Here is a 14963-nt window from a genome sequence, read left to right as displayed (position 1 = left end):
TCGACGGCCAACGTCCTCGCCGTACCCGGCCGCCCTGGACAGCGGCCCCCGGACGGCGGCCAGAACGACCAGCGCCTGGCAACCGGCGACCCGGCAGCGGCCGACGCCCGGCCATCCGGCCGCTCCCGGAGGGCACCCGACCCGCGGCTGTCGCGGGAGCTGTCGCGCCCCCACCACACACAGGGGAAACCGGGCATCCGCCCACGTCACACCACACGACAGCACCCACCGCGACAGGCCAACGCGACAAGGGGCGCGACAACCCACCCACTACCCCCGAGCCACCACCAGAGCGGCCCCCACGGCGGCCTGACGGCCACCCAGCCATCCAGCCGGAACGGCGGCGCCCAACAGCACCCGAACCGACCCGGACAGCCGGGCAGCACGGCCGAGCCGGGCGCAGCGGGAACGGCCTGGCGGCCGACCAGAACGACGGCCGGGCCCAGCAGGCAGGCAGGCAGGCGCCGGGCGGGCAAGAAGCCGCCGAGGCTGGCCACCACGGACGGCGGCCACCCAGAAACACACAGCCCGACCCCGCCAAACCGAACACCAACCCCCGCCACCACCACACCACCGCAATTCCAACCCGAATTCACGCCACCACCCAGAAGCCAATCCACCAAAACAACCCATCGGAATTACCGGCGGAATTCACCCCCGAAAACAGCCCACAACTCCCCACCCGCCCCGACCCCACCCAACGATCACACACAGTCACCAACACCCGGACCGCACCAACCCGGCCCGTACCTCCAACAGGTCCAACCGAAGGTCCAGACAACATGGCGTGATAGGCCATTCCACGCCCGCCACGACCAACAGGTCACACCCTGCGGCCCTTCGCCGGGTAGAGCCTCGTGTGCGGCACGCGTCCTCCCATTACGGACCGTCCGGGGTGGAGACCAGCGCGGCCACCAGCTCGCGCTTGGTCGGGGCGGGCAGCACCAGCGGCCCCAAGTCCTTGACGGCGCGGTCCTGTTCGCAACGTCGGGCACTCCAGCCGGTCCGGGCCGGCCTTCTCCCGCAGCTCCGGCTTCGAGCCCTCCTTCCCGCCGATCGAGCCCCGGCACCTCCAGCACAGGCACAGCAAGCGAGAGGTGCAGCACTCGTTGGAGTGAACGGTGTCTGTTCTTCTATCTGCCGGTTTCTCAACGGACTTGACTGCCTGACGGCGGGGCGCTGCGGTGAGGGGTGGGTTTGATGGATGCGGCGAGGGTGGAGGCGTGCTTCGTCACGGTCGCTGGCGAGGTGGTCCAGCAGCGCCTGGGGCGGGTGGCCGGACAGGTGCGGTTCGAGGAGTTAAGGCCGGTTTCGGCGTTCCCAGTGGTGCCGGGGCGCAGCTGGGGTCCGGGGTGGTGGTGGTCTTCGACGACGGGGCGGTTGGTGGCGCATGGGTCGATGGCGATGCGGATGCAGTTGATGCTGCTGGACCGTGAGCGTTCGGTGACCGGTCTGGCGGGGCGGCCGGTGCGGCTGCTGTGGCGTGAGGAGGACGGAGTGGTGCGTTCCTGGGTTCCGCAGTTGTTCGCCCGCTACGCGGACGGCGGGGCGCTGCTGGCCGACTGTCCTGCCGTTGCGGGCGTGGGCGGGCCGGCGGCGCAGCGGGCGGCGCGGGTGCTGGCGCAGGTGTGTGAGGGGGTGGGGTGGGTGTACCGGCGGTTGGAGCCGCCGTCGCCGGTGGTGGCGGCGAATGTGCGGTGGCTGGCGGGGTACCGGCATCCGCGGTTCGGTGCTGACGGGGTCCTGCGTGAGGCGGTGCTGGCTGCGTTCGCCGAGCCGCGGCCGCTGGCGGATGGGGTCGCGGCGGTGGGGGTGCCGTTGCGGGCGGGGCCGATGGTCTTCCATCTGCTGTGGTCCGGTGTTCTGTCCGCGGGGTTGGCGGAGAGGCCGTTGGACGCCGGGACCGTGGTGGGCCGGGGGGTGGCGGCGTGAGCGGCGGTTCGGGTCGGCGGGTGCTGGCGGTGGGTGCGCACATCGTCTTCGACGGGCGCGGGTGGCAGGTGGTCGGGGTGGAGGGGCATCTGGTGCGGCTGGCCGGTGAGCGCGGGGAGGTCGCGACCGTGCTGGCCGGGCACCTGGTGGCGGCGCCGGACTTCGCGGTGGCCGGCGCGCGGCCGCGGGTGGGGGTGCCGCAGTGGGGGTTGTTCCAGACGGTGCCGGTGCGCGAGCAGGAGAAGGCCCTGGCCTGGCAGCGCCACATCCAGGAAGTGGAGTACGGACTCGCCGGCGGGGAGGGAGCGGCGGGGGTGCCGAGGCCGCAGTACGACCCGCTCTCGCGCACGCTGGCTGAGCGGGAGCAGGCCAAGGCCGCGGAGCTCACCGCTCTGGGGTGGGAGCACGTCGCTGTCAGCACCGTGCAGCGGATGCGGCTGAACTACCGGCGCCAGGGGTTGTGGGGGCTGGTCGACCACCGCACGACCAAACCGGTCAGCCGCACCGGGCGCGCCGACGAGAAGGTCGTCGCCGCGGTGCTGGAGGCGCTGCGGCGCCAGCGCGGCCGCTCCAAGGGCACGGTGAAGGGGCTGATGCAGCTCACTCGCCAGGTGCTGGACGAGCGGTACGGAGTGGGGGTGGTGAAGCTGTCGGCGCAGGCGACGTTCTACCGGCTGGTGAAGGCGCTGGCCGACCCCGCCGAACTGCCCGGCCGGCCAGCGCGCACCGCCACCGCCTCACCGGGGCGGCCGTTCACGCCGGCGGTGGCGCTGCGGCCGGGCGAGCAGGTCATGCTCGACTCCACCCGCTTGGCCGTCATGGCCGTCTTCGCCGACGGCACCACCGGCCGCCCGGAGCTGACCATCGCGCTGGACGTCGCCACTCGCTCCATCCTGGCCGCCGTTCTGCGCCCGGCGAGCACCAAGGCCGTCGACGCGGCGCTGCTGCTCGCCGAGATGGCCGTCCCGCACCCGCTGCGCCCCACCTGGCCCGAGCCGCTGGCAATGTCCCGCGCGCCCGTGCCGTACGAGGACCTCCTGGACGCGGACCCGCGCCTGGAGCAAGCTGTGGGGCGCCCGGTGGTGGTGCCGGAGACCGTGGTCGTCGACCGCGGCCGGATCTTCCTCTCCGCGGCGTTCCTGGCCGCCTGCGAAAGCCTGGGCATCAGCGTGCAGCCCACCCCGCCGAGACGCCCGACCGCGAAGGGCCACGTCGAGCGCGCCTTCGGGTCCATCAACACCCTGTTCTGCCAACACGTCGCCGGCCACACCGGCTCAAACGTCCTGCGCCGCGGATCCGACAGCCAGCGCGAAGCCCTGTGGAGCGTCGCCCAGCTCCAGGACATGCTCGACCGGTGGATCGCCACCGAGTGGCAGAACAGACCCGCCGAGGGGCTGCGCCACCCGTCGATGCCCGCCACCGCGCTGAGCCCGAACGAGATGTGGGGCGCCATGCTGGGCGCCGGCGGGTACGTGCCGCTGCCGCTGAGCGGCGACGACTACATCGAGCTGCTGCCCGTCGTATGGAAGCCGATCACCGAGCGCGGCATCCGCCTGAACCACCGCACCTACGACCACCCCGCACTCGGCGACTACCGCGGCCAGGCCTCCGGCACCACGGCGCAGCAGGGCCGGTGGGAGGTCCACCACAACCCCCACGACGCCCGCCGGATCTGGGTCCGCCTCGGTGACGGCGCCTTTACGCCCATCCCGTGGATCCACGCCGACCACGTCCACCAGCCCTTCGGCGACCAACTGTGGCAGCACCTCAAGGACACCGTCGCCCGGCGCGGGGACCGCGACCGGCACGAAGCCGACCTCGCACGCGCCCTCGACGACCTCCTGCGCCGCGCCCGAAACGGCACTGCCCACCCCCGCGAACACGCTCTGCTCACCCGCCACGCACCCGCCGCCCTCCCCCACGACCACACCAGCGGGCCCGGTGGGCCCGTCGGTGCCGTGGAGGATCCGGGCGGACGGATCCGAGGACGCGGGAAGACGAGGCGCCAGAAGCAGACCGCCGCCCCGGAGAACTCAGGCCCCGGGCAGCAGTCTGACGACCACGGGTCGGCTGTTCCGAGGCCGCGGCGGGCCGGCGCTGCACGGTCCGGGACGGCGGCCGGGGAAGGCGGGGCCCCCGCGGCGCTGTTCGACGCCGCCGCACCGTGGCCCACACCGATGTCACCGCCAGGAAGTCCGTACCCGCGCGGTGAGAACGAGGACGGTCTCGACGCCGGCCTCGCCTGGGACGACGAGGACGAACTGGACGATGAGGATGCGGTGGACACCGGCTTCGGCCTGTACGACGCGGCCGAGGAGGCACAGCAGTGGTGACCCCGGCCGCCGGCCAGCCCGCAGTCCAGGCCGGGACCGCGACGCCCACCACGTGGGAGGAATGGCGGCGCTTCGTCGACCGCAAACGGCCCGCACCGCCCTCACCGGAGGGGCCCCGGCGCAGCGCGGCCCAACGCCTGGTCTACCACTCCCGGTTCGTCGTCGTCCGCACCCCGGCCCTGGAGCAGATCACCACGAGCGTGCGCACCCTCACGCTGCTCGGGCGCCACCAGGACGGCACCGCACGGCCCGGACTGATCGTCACCGGACCACCCACCACCGGCAAGAGCACCGCCCTGCAGGAAGTCGGGCGCACCTACGAACTGCACCAGCGGTCCTTGTCCCGCACTCCCGTCCCCGGGCGGGCGCCGGTCGCGTACATCCTGGTGCCGCCCGGAGCGAGCGCCAAGAGCCTGGCCGCCGAGTTCGCCCGCTTCGTCGGCCTGCCGGTCGGCCCGCGCATGACCCAGGCCCTGCTCACCACGACCGTGTGCAGCATGTACACCAGCCTGGGAGTCAGTCTGGTCCTCGTGGACGAGATCCACCGCCTCAACCCCCGCACCACCAACGGCTCGGAAGCCGCCGACTTCCTCAAAGACCTCACCGAACGCCTGCCCGCCACGTTCGTCTACGCCGGCATCGACGTCACCGACACCCCGCTGTTCACCGGGGTGCGCGGCGCGCAGCTGGCCGGGCGTACCTCGCTGATCGACTGCGACCCCCTGCCCGCCCTCATCGGCGACCGCACCCCGTTCCGCTCCACCGTCGCCGCGTTCGAGAACGCCCTCGACCTCACCGCCCACCGGCCCGGCTCCCTACGGCGGCTCGCCCCCTACCTCCACCAGCGCACCGCCGGGCGGATCGGCAGCCTCTCCCGCCTCATCCGCCAGGCCGCGATCACCGCGATCCTCGACGGCACGGAGAAAATCACCAAGACCTCGCTGGACGCGATCACCCTCGACCACCTCGCCGAACAACACCACCGACCGATCCGGCCCACGGCACGACGACGGTGAACCCGCCCGCAACCGCCACCGGGCCAGAGGCAGACGGCGGCCCCGCCACCGGACACCAGGCGCAGCACCCCCCGGGCGGTCCGCGGGCGGCCGCACCCGGACCCGATCCGGTGACCGTGCCCGTATCCGGCACCCGGCCGCTCCCGGTCCTCCTCACCCCGGCGCCCACCCTGCTGGACATCCGGCCCCTGCCGCGGAAAGCACCGCCTCCTGGCTCCAGCGCCTCGCCGACGCCCACCACCTGACACCCGCACACCTGCTGGACGGCCTCGCCATCACCGCAAGCGGCCGCCCCAGCCGCACCCCCGCAGGCAGCGAACTCCACCTCGACCACACGGCACAGCACCGCCTGGCCGCGTTCACCCGCCTCCCCCACCACCACCTCACCCGCGCCCTGCCCCACCTCGGCACTCCCTCCCCCGCCGCGGGGCCCGGCCGCGCACGTGCGGGCAACGCCGGCGGCCACGCCTGGTGGCACAGGCTCGACCCCCGCCACGCACCGCTGCGGGCCTACCCCACGTGCACGCTGCGCCGCACAGCCGGCACCACCGACCACGCCAGACTCTGCCCACGCCACCAGCACTGGGCCGCCGGCCCCCACCACAGCCTCAGCACCGCCGCGCTACCCGAACTCGACACCGCGTACAGATCCCATCGGCGTCTACGACACCGCTCCCACGCCGCAGACGCGTGGACCTGGGCTGCCGCGACCACCACCCGCTGGCACGACCACACCACCCACGCGGCCCTGACCGCCCGCTGGCGCCGCCGCCGGCACCTCCTCCAACACGCCAACCCCGACGTCCAGCCCGTCACCGGCTCCTGGACACTCCTGGCCCGAGACGCCGTCACCTACCCCGAAACCGTCACCCTCGCCCGCGCCCTGGCCGCTACCCCACTGTTCCCCGCCACCCCGCCACGGCCGCCCCCACCCGGCCGTCCACGCCTTCCTCGACCACACCGCCCGCGCGCTCGGCCTGCCCCACCTCACCCCGCTGCCCGGCAACCTCCTCACCACCTGGACCCACCACCACACCCGAAACCGCTGAACACCCAGGCCGGCCCGGCCGCAGCCATCCCCGCCACCGCGCGGCACATACAGGGCTATCAACCAAACAGCGGGAAACCCCACCCCTTCTCACACCATCCACAAGCTCTCAACCCACCACCAAAACCCGCAGGCCAAACCGCCCTGACCACCAGCTGGCAACACCCCCCGAGAACCGGCCCCACCCCGAACACCACCCCCACCACCGACCGGCCCTTCCCAACCAACCCATCAACCCCCAGCCCAGAAACACGACCGCTCAACAAATCACCCACCCGCCACACGGGCGCAGCAACCGCGCTCGTCAGGGCTGCGACGGTGCCGAACCGCGGAGCGACGATCGGGCCGCCTGGATAATCGCGCTCGCCAGAGCTCGTTCCGCTGCGGAGGGGCTGATCCGGCCCTCCAGTATGGCCCGCTCCGCCTTGGCGAGGAGATCCACGCGCTCCACCGAGTCCTTCCCGCCGGTCCCCGCCGGTAGTACGTGGTGATACCGAGCGAGCCAGGCCGGGGCCGCCCCGATCCAGGGCTCGGTCGCCAGGGTGGCCACTCGTGTTGCTGTCGGCCGAGCAAACACGCGCCGCCAGGCGCTGTTCCAGGTGTCGAGGTCGGGCAGCCGGTGCGGCCTGCAGCCGAACAGGAACGCCTCCACCTGGTCCCAGGTGGGAAACGACCGGGGCCCGGTGAGCATCCGGTTCACCGCGCTCTTGGAGATCGCGTAGCCGGCCTCCTCCGCGTTGCGGGCGATGCCGCGTACCGAGAGGCCGCCGGTCTCGTGCCGGTAGGAACGGAGCCCGAGCTGGAAGTCGATCGGGCTGCGCATGTAGTCGGGGTGCGGGGCAACCGTCGGGTGCCGGCGGCGCGCCTCCTGCTTCCCGAGCTTGGGGTCGGCGTACGCGGCCGCGGTCTTCTCCCGCTGGTGGCGGCGCTTGGCCGTGGCGAGGAGCCGACGGGCCTGCTCCTGCTCGGCGGCGCCGCCGCCGCACGCGCTCACGTAGCCCCGAACCGTCTCCGGGCGGGGAAGGAAGGTACCGCCCCGGTCCGCGCGGGAGAGGGTGACGAGCGAGCAGTAGCGGACGCCGCCGAGCCTGTCCGCGAGCTGCCTGTAGGTCAGATCGGTGCCGTCGGGTCGCCGACGGAGCCGGCGGAGGAACTCTGCGAGGTCCTCCGCCGGCCCCGGCTCGACTCCGGCCTTCTTGCGGCCGGCCACGACTACCGGCTCAGGTTCCAGCGCAGGCGCACGGTGCTGCGCAGGGCCCGCTTGATGAACCAGGCGACCGCGGTGGTCACGACAGCGGTGGCCGCGGCGGCCACGATCGGGTTGGCCACCACGGCGGGCTGGACGACAGCCGTGCCGGCGATCACCACGATCAGGATCACGACGGCGATGACGCCCACCGGCAGGCCGCCGCTCAGCGGCCGGGGGGGCAGGGACATGGGCATAGAAGCCCTCCTCAACTTTCTTCTGATGTCGGTTGGTTAGCTGGGTGCGCCCCTTGTGGCTTGCCGTCCACGGAACTGACGGGGCATCACAGATCTTCGCCTGTAGGGGACTTCAAAAGCAAGTCCGTACCCTGGGAGTCCCCGCCCATTGTTTCAGAGTGTCCGTATTTCTTAGACAGTTTCGTCGGACACAAGGCAGGCGATGGACCATCGTTTCAGCAGGTCATAGAGATCCCATCGCGTCAGATTGTTTCAAAGAACGCCCTCTTGTCCCGCAGTCGGTTGTAGCTGCAGCACCCGGTTGTGATGCTGGCTCACGACGGCTTTCCCTGGCTGTCGGTTGGTTAGCACAAGGGATGGGCCACCAGCTGTTGCCGCAGCCGGCCCGATGATTAAGAAGACATTGCAGGGCGCCGGGTCCATCCCGGCGCCCTTCTTCATGCCCGCCCATCCCGGCCGCCGGGAGTTTTGGCGATCCGGGGAAGCGCTGCTACGGCAAACCGGCTGACAGCGAAGGAAGTTGATCCTCCGGCCGTCATATATCCGAATACGCGCAGTTGCGGTCGGCGGGTCAGTTCAGGCTCGCGTACTCCTCGATGCGGTCGGCGAGGCGGCGGTCGGGGCAGGTGACGATGCCGTAGGTGTCGTCGCTCGTGGTGGTCACAAGGCGCTGGACCTCGGCGAGGAGCCTGCCGGGGGGTGCTGCGGCCGGGGCGGAGGCGCGGACGTCGCCGACGATCGGCGCGGTGCGGAAGTAGTCCTCCATGTCGGGAACGGCGGGCGCGGGAACGCCGGGCTGGAGCGGCTCGTCGGCTTCGTCGACGTGGACGGCCTGGTCGAACCAGAGCCGGGCTTCTTCGATCTCGCCGTGGCCGAGGTGGTGCAGGTACAGGCACCAGGCGGAGGTCCGGTCTCCGGCGCCGGCTCCGATCTTCCACCAGAATTCCGCGCTGACGGGGTGTTGTCCGGTGTGGTGAAGCAGGCAGCCGAAGAGTCGGAAGGCGATGATCTCCTGGGCGATCTCCTCGGTCCCGCCGGCGTGGCGGGGGTGGGCCGCGGTGGCGCGGTCGGCGAGTTCGGCGAGGTTCGCCAGGCCGCCGATCGTCCTGGCGCGGGCGGCGATCTCGGTGCGCACGACGGCGTCCAGGCACTCGCGGGCGTGGGCCTGCTCGGCCCACCAGGTGGGCGGGGGCTGCTGGCGGCGCCGGATGCGGGCGACGTCGGCGGAGATCCGGCGCAGGGCGCCGGGGACGTCGAAGTCGTCGTCCTCGGCCTCGGGCCGGGCGAGCAGGGACTCGAGGATGTCGTCGGGGTTCATCGGACTCCTTCCCGGCGGGGCCGAGGGATGACGGTGGTGCGGCGCAGGACGTGAAGGCCGGTCAGCGTCTGGTCGAGGGAGGCGACCGCGTGGCGGCAGTGGTAGTCGACCGTGCGGGAGGCGAGGTTGAGGATCAGGGCGGTGAACGCGGAGGTGTAGCCCATGGAGTAGCGCAGGATCACAACCTCCTGCTGGCGGTCGGGGAGGTCGGCGATCGCGGCGAACAGGCCGACGCCGCCGTCGGCGTTGACGAGGGTCTCCCGGATCTGCCGCAGGAGCCGGCGGGCTGCGTGCAGCCGCGCGGCGAGGTCGTGTTCACGGCGCAGGCGGTGGACGCGGTAGGTGACGGCGCCGACCAGGACGGTGCGGGTGTGGGCTTCGAAGTCGGGGGCCTCCAGGGCTTCGGCCCAGTGGCAGCAGAGGTGGGTGAAGACCTCGAGGGCGACCTCGTCGGCGGCGCTGCGGTCGCCGAGCATCTCACGAACTGCCGGTAGTCCTTCTGGTTGGCCAGGAAGAAGGCCTCGAAGTCGAGCGGCAGGTCGACGGGGTCGTGCACGGCCGGGCCGTTGCCGGTGGCGAAGGTGTCGTCGTTCACCAGGCCGCCCGCGCGCTGCAGGACACCGCGGCCGGCACGGAACGAGCGCCCGGCCGGCGGGATCGGGTACGGGCCGCACGCACCTGCGGCACCGTGTCACGGAGGGTTTTCATCGGACTCTTTCGGTCGACGCGGCGTCAGGTCCTGCACGCCGGGGTCACGTTGTGGCCCACGACCACACAACCAAACGAGGCCTGCCGTTCACGCATGCCGACCGGATAAATCTCACGATCAGAAGTCGCTCAACTACTCAAAGCGACATCGTGCACTGTGGCTGCCAGAGAGTGACAGGTAGAGAGGTCAATGGAGCACCCATTCGAGCACACTCCGTAACAGGGCGTGGCGTGAATCACACATACGCCCCCCGGGGTGGCCGTCCGGACTCGGCGATCGGCCGCAACGGCCGGGCAGGAGAATCGGCGAAGTCCGGGACGGGAGGTCGAGGCAGGGCCAGGGTGGGGCCATGACTGATACGAGTGGGCTGGCGGGCTTTGTGGCGGCGCCGAACGGCTGGCGGGTGGCGATCGGTTGCCCGGAGGACAGCCTGATCATGGTGGTGCCGGTGATCGGGTGGCTACCGATCAAGAAGGACTCCGGCTCGATCATGTTCTCGTCGCTGGAGCCGGTGGTGCTCTTCGACAACACGGACGAGCCGATCATCAGCACCGTCCACGACACCCTCACCAACTGGGCGGACCGCTCGTACGTGCACCAGGTACTCGCGCCGGGCTTCGAGGTCCGAAAGCTCCCGGACGGGTGGAAGGTCGTGGAGTACGGCGACCAATGAGGTCCGCTCCGGTGAGCGTCTCGCGGCCGCGACGCGGCGCTCAGGCCGGGAGTCCGACGACACGCTCTTGCGGCCCGTGGGGCGCGCACGCCACGATGCTGGTTTCGTTGCGTGAGAGGGGATCGACGATGGGTGACGAGAACAAGGGCGGGGAGCAGGACGGCGGGGGCGGGGCGCACGCGAAGCCGGGTGGTCCGGCGATCGGGCCGAAGCCGAGCCCGGACGGTCAGGGGCCGGCTCCGGACCCGAAGCACAAGAAGTGAGCGGCGACCTGGCGGCAGGCGCGCGGGTGGCGCTGGCCGATCGGCTCGCCGAGGCGGGTGTGCTGGACGCGGGGTGGCGCGGGTCGTTCGAGGCCGTGGCCCGGCATCTGTTCCTGCCGCCCGTGTACTGGGAGTTCGTCGACGGCGCGGCGGTGCGGCGCGACCAGGGCACGGATCCGGAGGAGTGGCTGGCCGGCGCGTACCGGGACACGGCGGCGATCACGCAGTGGGACGACGGCGACGAGGGCGGCGGGCAGCGGGACTTCACGTCGAGCCTGAGCATGCCGACGATGGTGGCGCGGATGCTCGGCGACCTCGACGTCGAGGACGGGCACCGGGTGCGGGAGGTCGGCACCGGGCCCGGCTTCAACGCCGCGCTCCTGGCGCACCGCCTGGGCGCGGAGCAGGTGGTGAGCGTCGAGATCGACGAGGCCGTCGCCCGCTGCGCGCGCGGGAACCTGGCGGCGGCGGGCCTGGGCGGGGTGGAGGTGCTGCTCGGGGACGGCGCCGACGCGGCGGTCGGGGCAGACGGGGTGGACGGGGTGGACGGGCGGGCCGACCGGCTGATCGCCACCTGCTCGAGCCTGCTGACCGACGTCCCCGTCGCCTGGCTCGAACAGACCGTGCCGGGCGGTGTCATCGTGGCCCCCACCGCCACGCTGTTCGGCGGCGGCGCCACCGCCCGCCTCCGCGTCGCCGACGACGGACGCTCCGCGAGCGGGCGCTTCACCGGGGCCGCCGACTTCATGCGGATGCGCCAGCAGCGCTACCAGGCACCGCCCGTCGACGCCTACCTGCCCGGCGAATGGCCCGGCGACGCCACGCCGTCGCTCACCGGCCTCGACCCGGAGGACATCGGGGACTCCTGGCTCGCCCAGTTCGCCATCGGCGCCGCCCTGCCGGACCTCTACTACCGGCGCGCCCCGTACCGGGACACGGTGACGTGGTGGTTCTTCGACACCGCGGTGACCTCCTGGGCGACGGTCGACTCCGTGCCCGGCCAGGCCGAGTTCGACGTGCGGCAGACCGGACCCCGCCGGCTGTGGGAAGAGATCCACACCGCCTGGCAGGCCTGGGACAAAGCCGGCCGGCCCGGCTACGACAGGTTCGGGCTCACCGTCACCACCGCCGGCACCCGCACCCTGTGGCTCGACAACCCCGACCACCCGTGGAACCCGACCGCACGCTGACCCCGGTGGTGGGCCGGCCCCGAACCGGTGGCCCGCCCGGCACCAGCAGGCCGGGCAGCCAGGAGCCCTGCAAGCTCGAAGGCGTGCAGGGCTCCTGGCTGCCCGTCAGCGAACCCATCCGACGTGGGTGAGCCGCACACCCTGCTCGGCCAGGCCCCGCACGGAGACCGCCTCCTCGCGGGCGAACACCAGCGGCAGGACCAGGTCGTCACTCCCGCCACCGGTAGGGCACTCGGCCCACACCCTGCCCCGATCGTCCAGCAGCACCGCGGCATGGTCCTCACTCGGCACGGACACGATAGGCACGAGGCCGGCCTCATCGTGCGGTCCCAGTAGACGATGGCGAGCTGCTCGACGCACCGGTCCTGCATGTCCGGGCAACGAGGTGCGAGGGGCCCGGGGTCAGCGGCTGTGCTCGGGGTGGGTGCCGGGCTCGAACGTGACCGCGCCCGGGGTGTGGTGGTCGCGGAAGCCCTCCACCACTTTGGCGCCGCGCGCGCCGAGGCCGGCGTAGGCGATCAGGCCCGGCCAGTCGCCGGCGTCGACCAGCGCCCGGCACGTCGGGCAGGCGTAGAACCGGTCGCCCGACGCCCAGGTGTAGGTGGGGAGGTCGATGAAGAACTCGGCGGTGGCGAAGAAGACGATCGCCCCCGGGCGCGAGCAGAAGTCGCAGGTCGGCACCGGCGGCCGCGGGCCGATTCCGTGCACGGGAACTGACGGACCGTCAGGGACATCATCGCTCATCGCCATGGCCGGCATCCTACGGCCCCCACACGGCCCCGGACGGGGCCTCAGACGACCCGCCCGGGCCCAGGGGACCGGCCCGTCCTCCTGCGGTCCCAGCAGGCGATGGCGAGCTGCTCGACGCGCGAGCCCTGCACGTCCGGGCAGCGGGGCCAGGTCAGTGCCGGACTCCGGCGTCCGTCCAGGCGGCCGTGATCCGGCGGTAGGCGTCGACGGCGGCATCTCCCCGCTCTTCGCCCAGGACCACGGCCGTGGCCACCGCCTTGACCTCCGGCAGCTCCAGCACCAGGACCGCCGCCACCTTCTCCAGATCCGCGACCACCCGCCCCACCGTCCGGGCCGCAGCGACCACGTCGGCGCACAGCAGCTCCAGAAGCCCGCGCACCACGTCCGTGTCCGGGTCGCCCGCCACCGCGCGGCGCAGCACCAGCAGCACGTCCCACAACGCCTCCAGCTTCCAGACCGGCACCGTGTACAGCACCACCTGGCCGGCGCCGCCGTCCTCGGGAACGGCCCCGGCCGGAGTCTCGACGAGCAGGCCCGCGGCCCGGCAGGCATCGGCGGTCAGCAGAAAGCGGCCGTCGTCCCGGTACGCGTTCGCCGCCGCAGCCGCGGCAGCCGCGGCAAGCATCCCCAACACCTCGTCACCGAGGCAGGCGACGTCCCGAATCCAGTCCGGACGGCCAGGAAGCACACAGACACGATCCGGGCCCACCCCACGCACACTCTTCACCACCGCAGCGTCCCAACACGCCCCGGCCCGACGCAGCAGAACGCCCGAACGCCACCCCACCCGGTGCCGGCTCGCGCGACGGACACCAGGACGGCCCCGGCCGGCGACCGGGGCGCAGCGGGAGGGCCTGACAGCCGCACCGCGGACCGGCCGGCGGCAGAACCCCACGACGGCGGGAACGGGGCACGCCGGTGGGTTCGTTCAGGGGCCGGCGCCCGGCGCGGCGCTCCCGGGTCGGGTGGCGATGTCAAGCGGCCCGGCAGACGGGGCGCCAGACAGGGCATCAGGCGGAAGCAGACCCGCCCGGCCCCGAGCCACCGGGCGGGACGGCCAGGCCGCGACCCGGACGGGAAGGGATCGTTAGTCGGTTGTCAGCCAACCAGCCTTCAGCCCGACCAAGGAGACGTCCCCATGACCACCACCGAGACCAGCACACCGACGCGCAGCGGGAGTCCCGATTCCGCCGTCGACAGGGTCGCCGACTTCTACGGCGCCTACATCGACGCCGTCGACGACGGCACCGACGACCTCGGCGAGGAGCTGCGCGCCCACTACCTCACCGAGGACCTCCGCCAGCGGCTGGCCGCCTGGGAGGAGGCCAACCACGCCGACGGCGTCCTGCGTGCCCAGGACGTCCCCACACACTGGGAAGTCCGCTACCACGACTCCGGTGCCGGCCACCTGTTCACCACCGTCACCCTCACCTGGGGCACCGGCCCCGACGCCGGCCACACCCGGCTCGCCGTCCAGAGCGATCTGAGCACCAAGCTCATCTCCGACATCGAAGACGCACCCGCCGGCGCCTGACAGCGCCCACGGCGGTGGGCCCCGGCCGTCACCGGGGCCCACCCTGTGGTGGATCACCGTCCACCTGGACCGTGAGCTGTGACCCGTCCGGTCGGCGCAGCACGGCCCTACGGCACGGCCGAGGCCGGTGGCAACCGGCGGCCCAGGGCCGGCTCAACTGCCTGGTCGTCAGGCCGTTCGCCCGTCCTGGCAGCGCCTGATGCCCGATGATGTCGACCGGGGGTGAGCGGCACGGACGGGGGGAACTGCACCGGCATGGAGATGATCAGCGCCACCGGGCTGAAGGGCACGCCCTGGCCGGAGCTGATGCCCGACGGCCGTCCCGCGCTGATCGTCCCCGCCGCCCCCGACCGCCCGGTGCCCGCCGCCGACGGCTGGGCCAGCCACGACACCGCCGACCCGCACCCCGACTGGTCGGCGGTCCTGAACGACTACCGGCTCACCCTGCACCGGCCCGACGGGACCACCTGGTTCGACGGCGAGATCGCCGCCGACCGGCACTGGCGCCGGCGCGTCCGCGACCACCGCGCCCTCCTGCTGGTCACCGGCCCGTTCACCGACGTCTTCGGCCTCCGACCCGCAGCCGAAGCCGGACTGCTCATGCTCCTCACCGTCCCGGCCCGGCTCATCAGCAGCCTCTGAGCCTGCCGGTCAGCGGGTCCATCCGACATGGGTGAGCCGCACGCCCTGCTCGGCCAGGTCCTGCACGGAGACCGCCTCCTCGCGGGCGTAACACCAGCGACAGGACCAGGTC

The 14963-nt window shown here is 72.5% G+C and carries 16 protein-coding genes; 9 read left to right on the top strand and 7 right to left on the bottom strand.

Annotation, left to right across the window (positions count from 1 at the left end):
• The first annotated feature begins 1200 nt into the window (after positions 1-1200).
• The 4 genes from KCH_RS36490 (at position 1201) to KCH_RS47575 (ending at position 6686) form a co-directional block, all read left to right on the top strand.
• The gene (locus KCH_RS36490) at positions 1201-1932 is read left to right on the top strand and encodes a TnsA-like heteromeric transposase endonuclease subunit (protein WP_051654128.1); all 732 of its coding nucleotides are present in this window, start codon (positions 1201-1203) and stop codon (positions 1930-1932) included.
• A complete protein-coding gene (locus KCH_RS36485; protein WP_157032509.1) occupies positions 1929-4265 on the top strand; it encodes a Mu transposase C-terminal domain-containing protein in 2337 nt (778 codons plus the stop codon). Before KCH_RS36490 ends, KCH_RS36485 begins: the two co-directional genes overlap by 4 nt.
• Entirely contained in the window at positions 4259-5281 is a 1023-nt protein-coding gene (locus tag KCH_RS36480) for a TniB family NTP-binding protein (RefSeq protein WP_035876128.1), read from the top strand. Before KCH_RS36485 ends, KCH_RS36480 begins: the two co-directional genes overlap by 7 nt.
• Positions 5282-5405: 124 nt before the next feature.
• On the top strand, positions 5406-6686 hold the full coding sequence (locus tag KCH_RS47575; protein ID WP_425268931.1) for a TniQ family protein: 1281 nt from the start codon (positions 5406-5408) through the stop codon (positions 6684-6686).
• Here the strand turns inward: KCH_RS47575 and KCH_RS36475 are convergent.
• The 4 genes from KCH_RS36475 to KCH_RS38470 form a co-directional block, all read right to left on the bottom strand.
• Positions 6634-7539: a helix-turn-helix domain-containing protein gene (locus tag KCH_RS36475; protein WP_035876125.1), complete on the bottom strand. Its 906-nt coding sequence runs from the start codon at positions 7537-7539 to the stop codon at positions 6634-6636. The genes KCH_RS47575 and KCH_RS36475 overlap by 53 nt on opposite strands.
• Positions 7540-7541: 2 nt before the next feature.
• Positions 7542-7766 carry a hypothetical protein gene (locus tag KCH_RS36470; RefSeq protein ID WP_035876123.1) on the bottom strand — a complete coding sequence of 75 codons (225 nt, stop codon included), beginning with the start codon at positions 7764-7766 and terminating at the stop codon, positions 7542-7544.
• 577 nt (positions 7767-8343) lie between these two features.
• Positions 8344-9090 (bottom strand): hypothetical protein, encoded by a 747-nt coding sequence (locus KCH_RS38475; protein ID WP_051654127.1) that lies wholly within the window; start codon positions 9088-9090, stop codon positions 8344-8346.
• The gene (locus tag KCH_RS38470) at positions 9087-9566 is read right to left on the bottom strand and encodes a sigma-70 family RNA polymerase sigma factor (RefSeq protein ID WP_051654126.1); all 480 of its coding nucleotides are present in this window, start codon (positions 9564-9566) and stop codon (positions 9087-9089) included. Before KCH_RS38470 ends, KCH_RS38475 begins: the two co-directional genes overlap by 4 nt.
• Before the next feature lie 582 nt (positions 9567-10148).
• On the opposite strand from KCH_RS38470, the gene KCH_RS36455 reads away from it, so the two are divergent.
• From KCH_RS36455 to KCH_RS36450, 3 genes are all read left to right on the top strand, one after another.
• Positions 10149-10472 (top strand): hypothetical protein, encoded by a 324-nt coding sequence (locus tag KCH_RS36455; protein ID WP_157032508.1) that lies wholly within the window; start codon positions 10149-10151, stop codon positions 10470-10472.
• A gap of 128 nt (positions 10473-10600) precedes the next feature.
• Positions 10601-10735, top strand: coding sequence for a hypothetical protein (locus tag KCH_RS46365; RefSeq protein ID WP_279635959.1), 135 nt, complete (start codon positions 10601-10603; stop codon positions 10733-10735).
• Entirely contained in the window at positions 10732-11925 is a 1194-nt protein-coding gene (locus KCH_RS36450) for a methyltransferase domain-containing protein (protein ID WP_051654125.1), read from the top strand. Before KCH_RS46365 ends, KCH_RS36450 begins: the two co-directional genes overlap by 4 nt.
• A gap of 105 nt (positions 11926-12030) precedes the next feature.
• Here KCH_RS36450 and KCH_RS36445 read toward each other — a convergent pair whose 3' ends face one another.
• The 3 genes from KCH_RS36445 to KCH_RS36435 all read right to left on the bottom strand — a co-directional run bounded on the left by KCH_RS36445 (position 12031) and on the right by KCH_RS36435 (position 13300).
• Positions 12031-12192, bottom strand: coding sequence for a hypothetical protein (locus KCH_RS36445; protein ID WP_167574279.1), 162 nt, complete (start codon positions 12190-12192; stop codon positions 12031-12033).
• 135 nt (positions 12193-12327) lie between these two features.
• Entirely contained in the window at positions 12328-12675 is a 348-nt protein-coding gene (locus KCH_RS36440; RefSeq protein ID WP_157032506.1) for a hypothetical protein, read from the bottom strand.
• 151 nt (positions 12676-12826) lie between these two features.
• Positions 12827-13300 carry a hypothetical protein gene (locus tag KCH_RS36435; protein ID WP_035876109.1) on the bottom strand — a complete coding sequence of 158 codons (474 nt, stop codon included), beginning with the start codon at positions 13298-13300 and terminating at the stop codon, positions 12827-12829.
• A gap of 513 nt (positions 13301-13813) precedes the next feature.
• Between KCH_RS36435 and KCH_RS36430 the strand changes: the two genes are divergently transcribed.
• On the top strand, positions 13814-14209 hold the full coding sequence (locus KCH_RS36430) for a hypothetical protein (protein ID WP_035876107.1): 396 nt from the start codon (positions 13814-13816) through the stop codon (positions 14207-14209).
• A 255-nt stretch (positions 14210-14464) separates the two neighbouring features.
• A complete protein-coding gene (locus KCH_RS36425) occupies positions 14465-14851 on the top strand; it encodes a hypothetical protein (RefSeq protein WP_035876104.1) in 387 nt (128 codons plus the stop codon).
• Positions 14852-14963 lie beyond the last annotated feature (112 nt).

Origin of the sequence: Kitasatospora cheerisanensis KCTC 2395, from assembly GCF_000696185.1 — a bacterium.
In the GTDB taxonomy this organism is placed as follows: domain Bacteria; phylum Actinomycetota; class Actinomycetes; order Streptomycetales; family Streptomycetaceae; genus Kitasatospora; species Kitasatospora cheerisanensis.
This window is presented reverse-complemented; position numbering and strand designations above follow the sequence as displayed.

Excerpts from the sequence above, each read along its gene's own strand:
- KCH_RS36430 (WP_035876107.1), top strand. The coding sequence starts at position 13,814 with ATGACCACCACCGAGACCAGCACACCGACGCGCAGCGGGAGTCCCGAT.
- KCH_RS36440 (WP_157032506.1), bottom strand. The coding sequence starts at position 12,675 with ATGGCGATGAGCGATGATGTCCCTGACGGTCCGTCAGTTCCCGTGCAC.
- KCH_RS38475 (WP_051654127.1), bottom strand. The coding sequence starts at position 9,090 with ATGAACCCCGACGACATCCTCGAGTCCCTGCTCGCCCGGCCCGAGGCC.
- KCH_RS46365 (WP_279635959.1), top strand. The coding sequence starts at position 10,601 with ATGGGTGACGAGAACAAGGGCGGGGAGCAGGACGGCGGGGGCGGGGCG.
- KCH_RS36425 (WP_035876104.1), top strand. The coding sequence starts at position 14,465 with ATGGAGATGATCAGCGCCACCGGGCTGAAGGGCACGCCCTGGCCGGAG.
- KCH_RS36490 (WP_051654128.1), top strand. The coding sequence starts at position 1,201 with ATGGATGCGGCGAGGGTGGAGGCGTGCTTCGTCACGGTCGCTGGCGAG.
- KCH_RS38470 (WP_051654126.1), bottom strand. The coding sequence starts at position 9,566 with ATGCTCGGCGACCGCAGCGCCGCCGACGAGGTCGCCCTCGAGGTCTTC.
- KCH_RS36455 (WP_157032508.1), top strand. The coding sequence starts at position 10,149 with ATGACTGATACGAGTGGGCTGGCGGGCTTTGTGGCGGCGCCGAACGGC.
- KCH_RS36470 (WP_035876123.1), bottom strand. The coding sequence starts at position 7,766 with ATGTCCCTGCCCCCCCGGCCGCTGAGCGGCGGCCTGCCGGTGGGCGTC.
- KCH_RS36435 (WP_035876109.1), bottom strand. The coding sequence starts at position 13,300 with ATGCTTGCCGCGGCTGCCGCGGCTGCGGCGGCGAACGCGTACCGGGAC.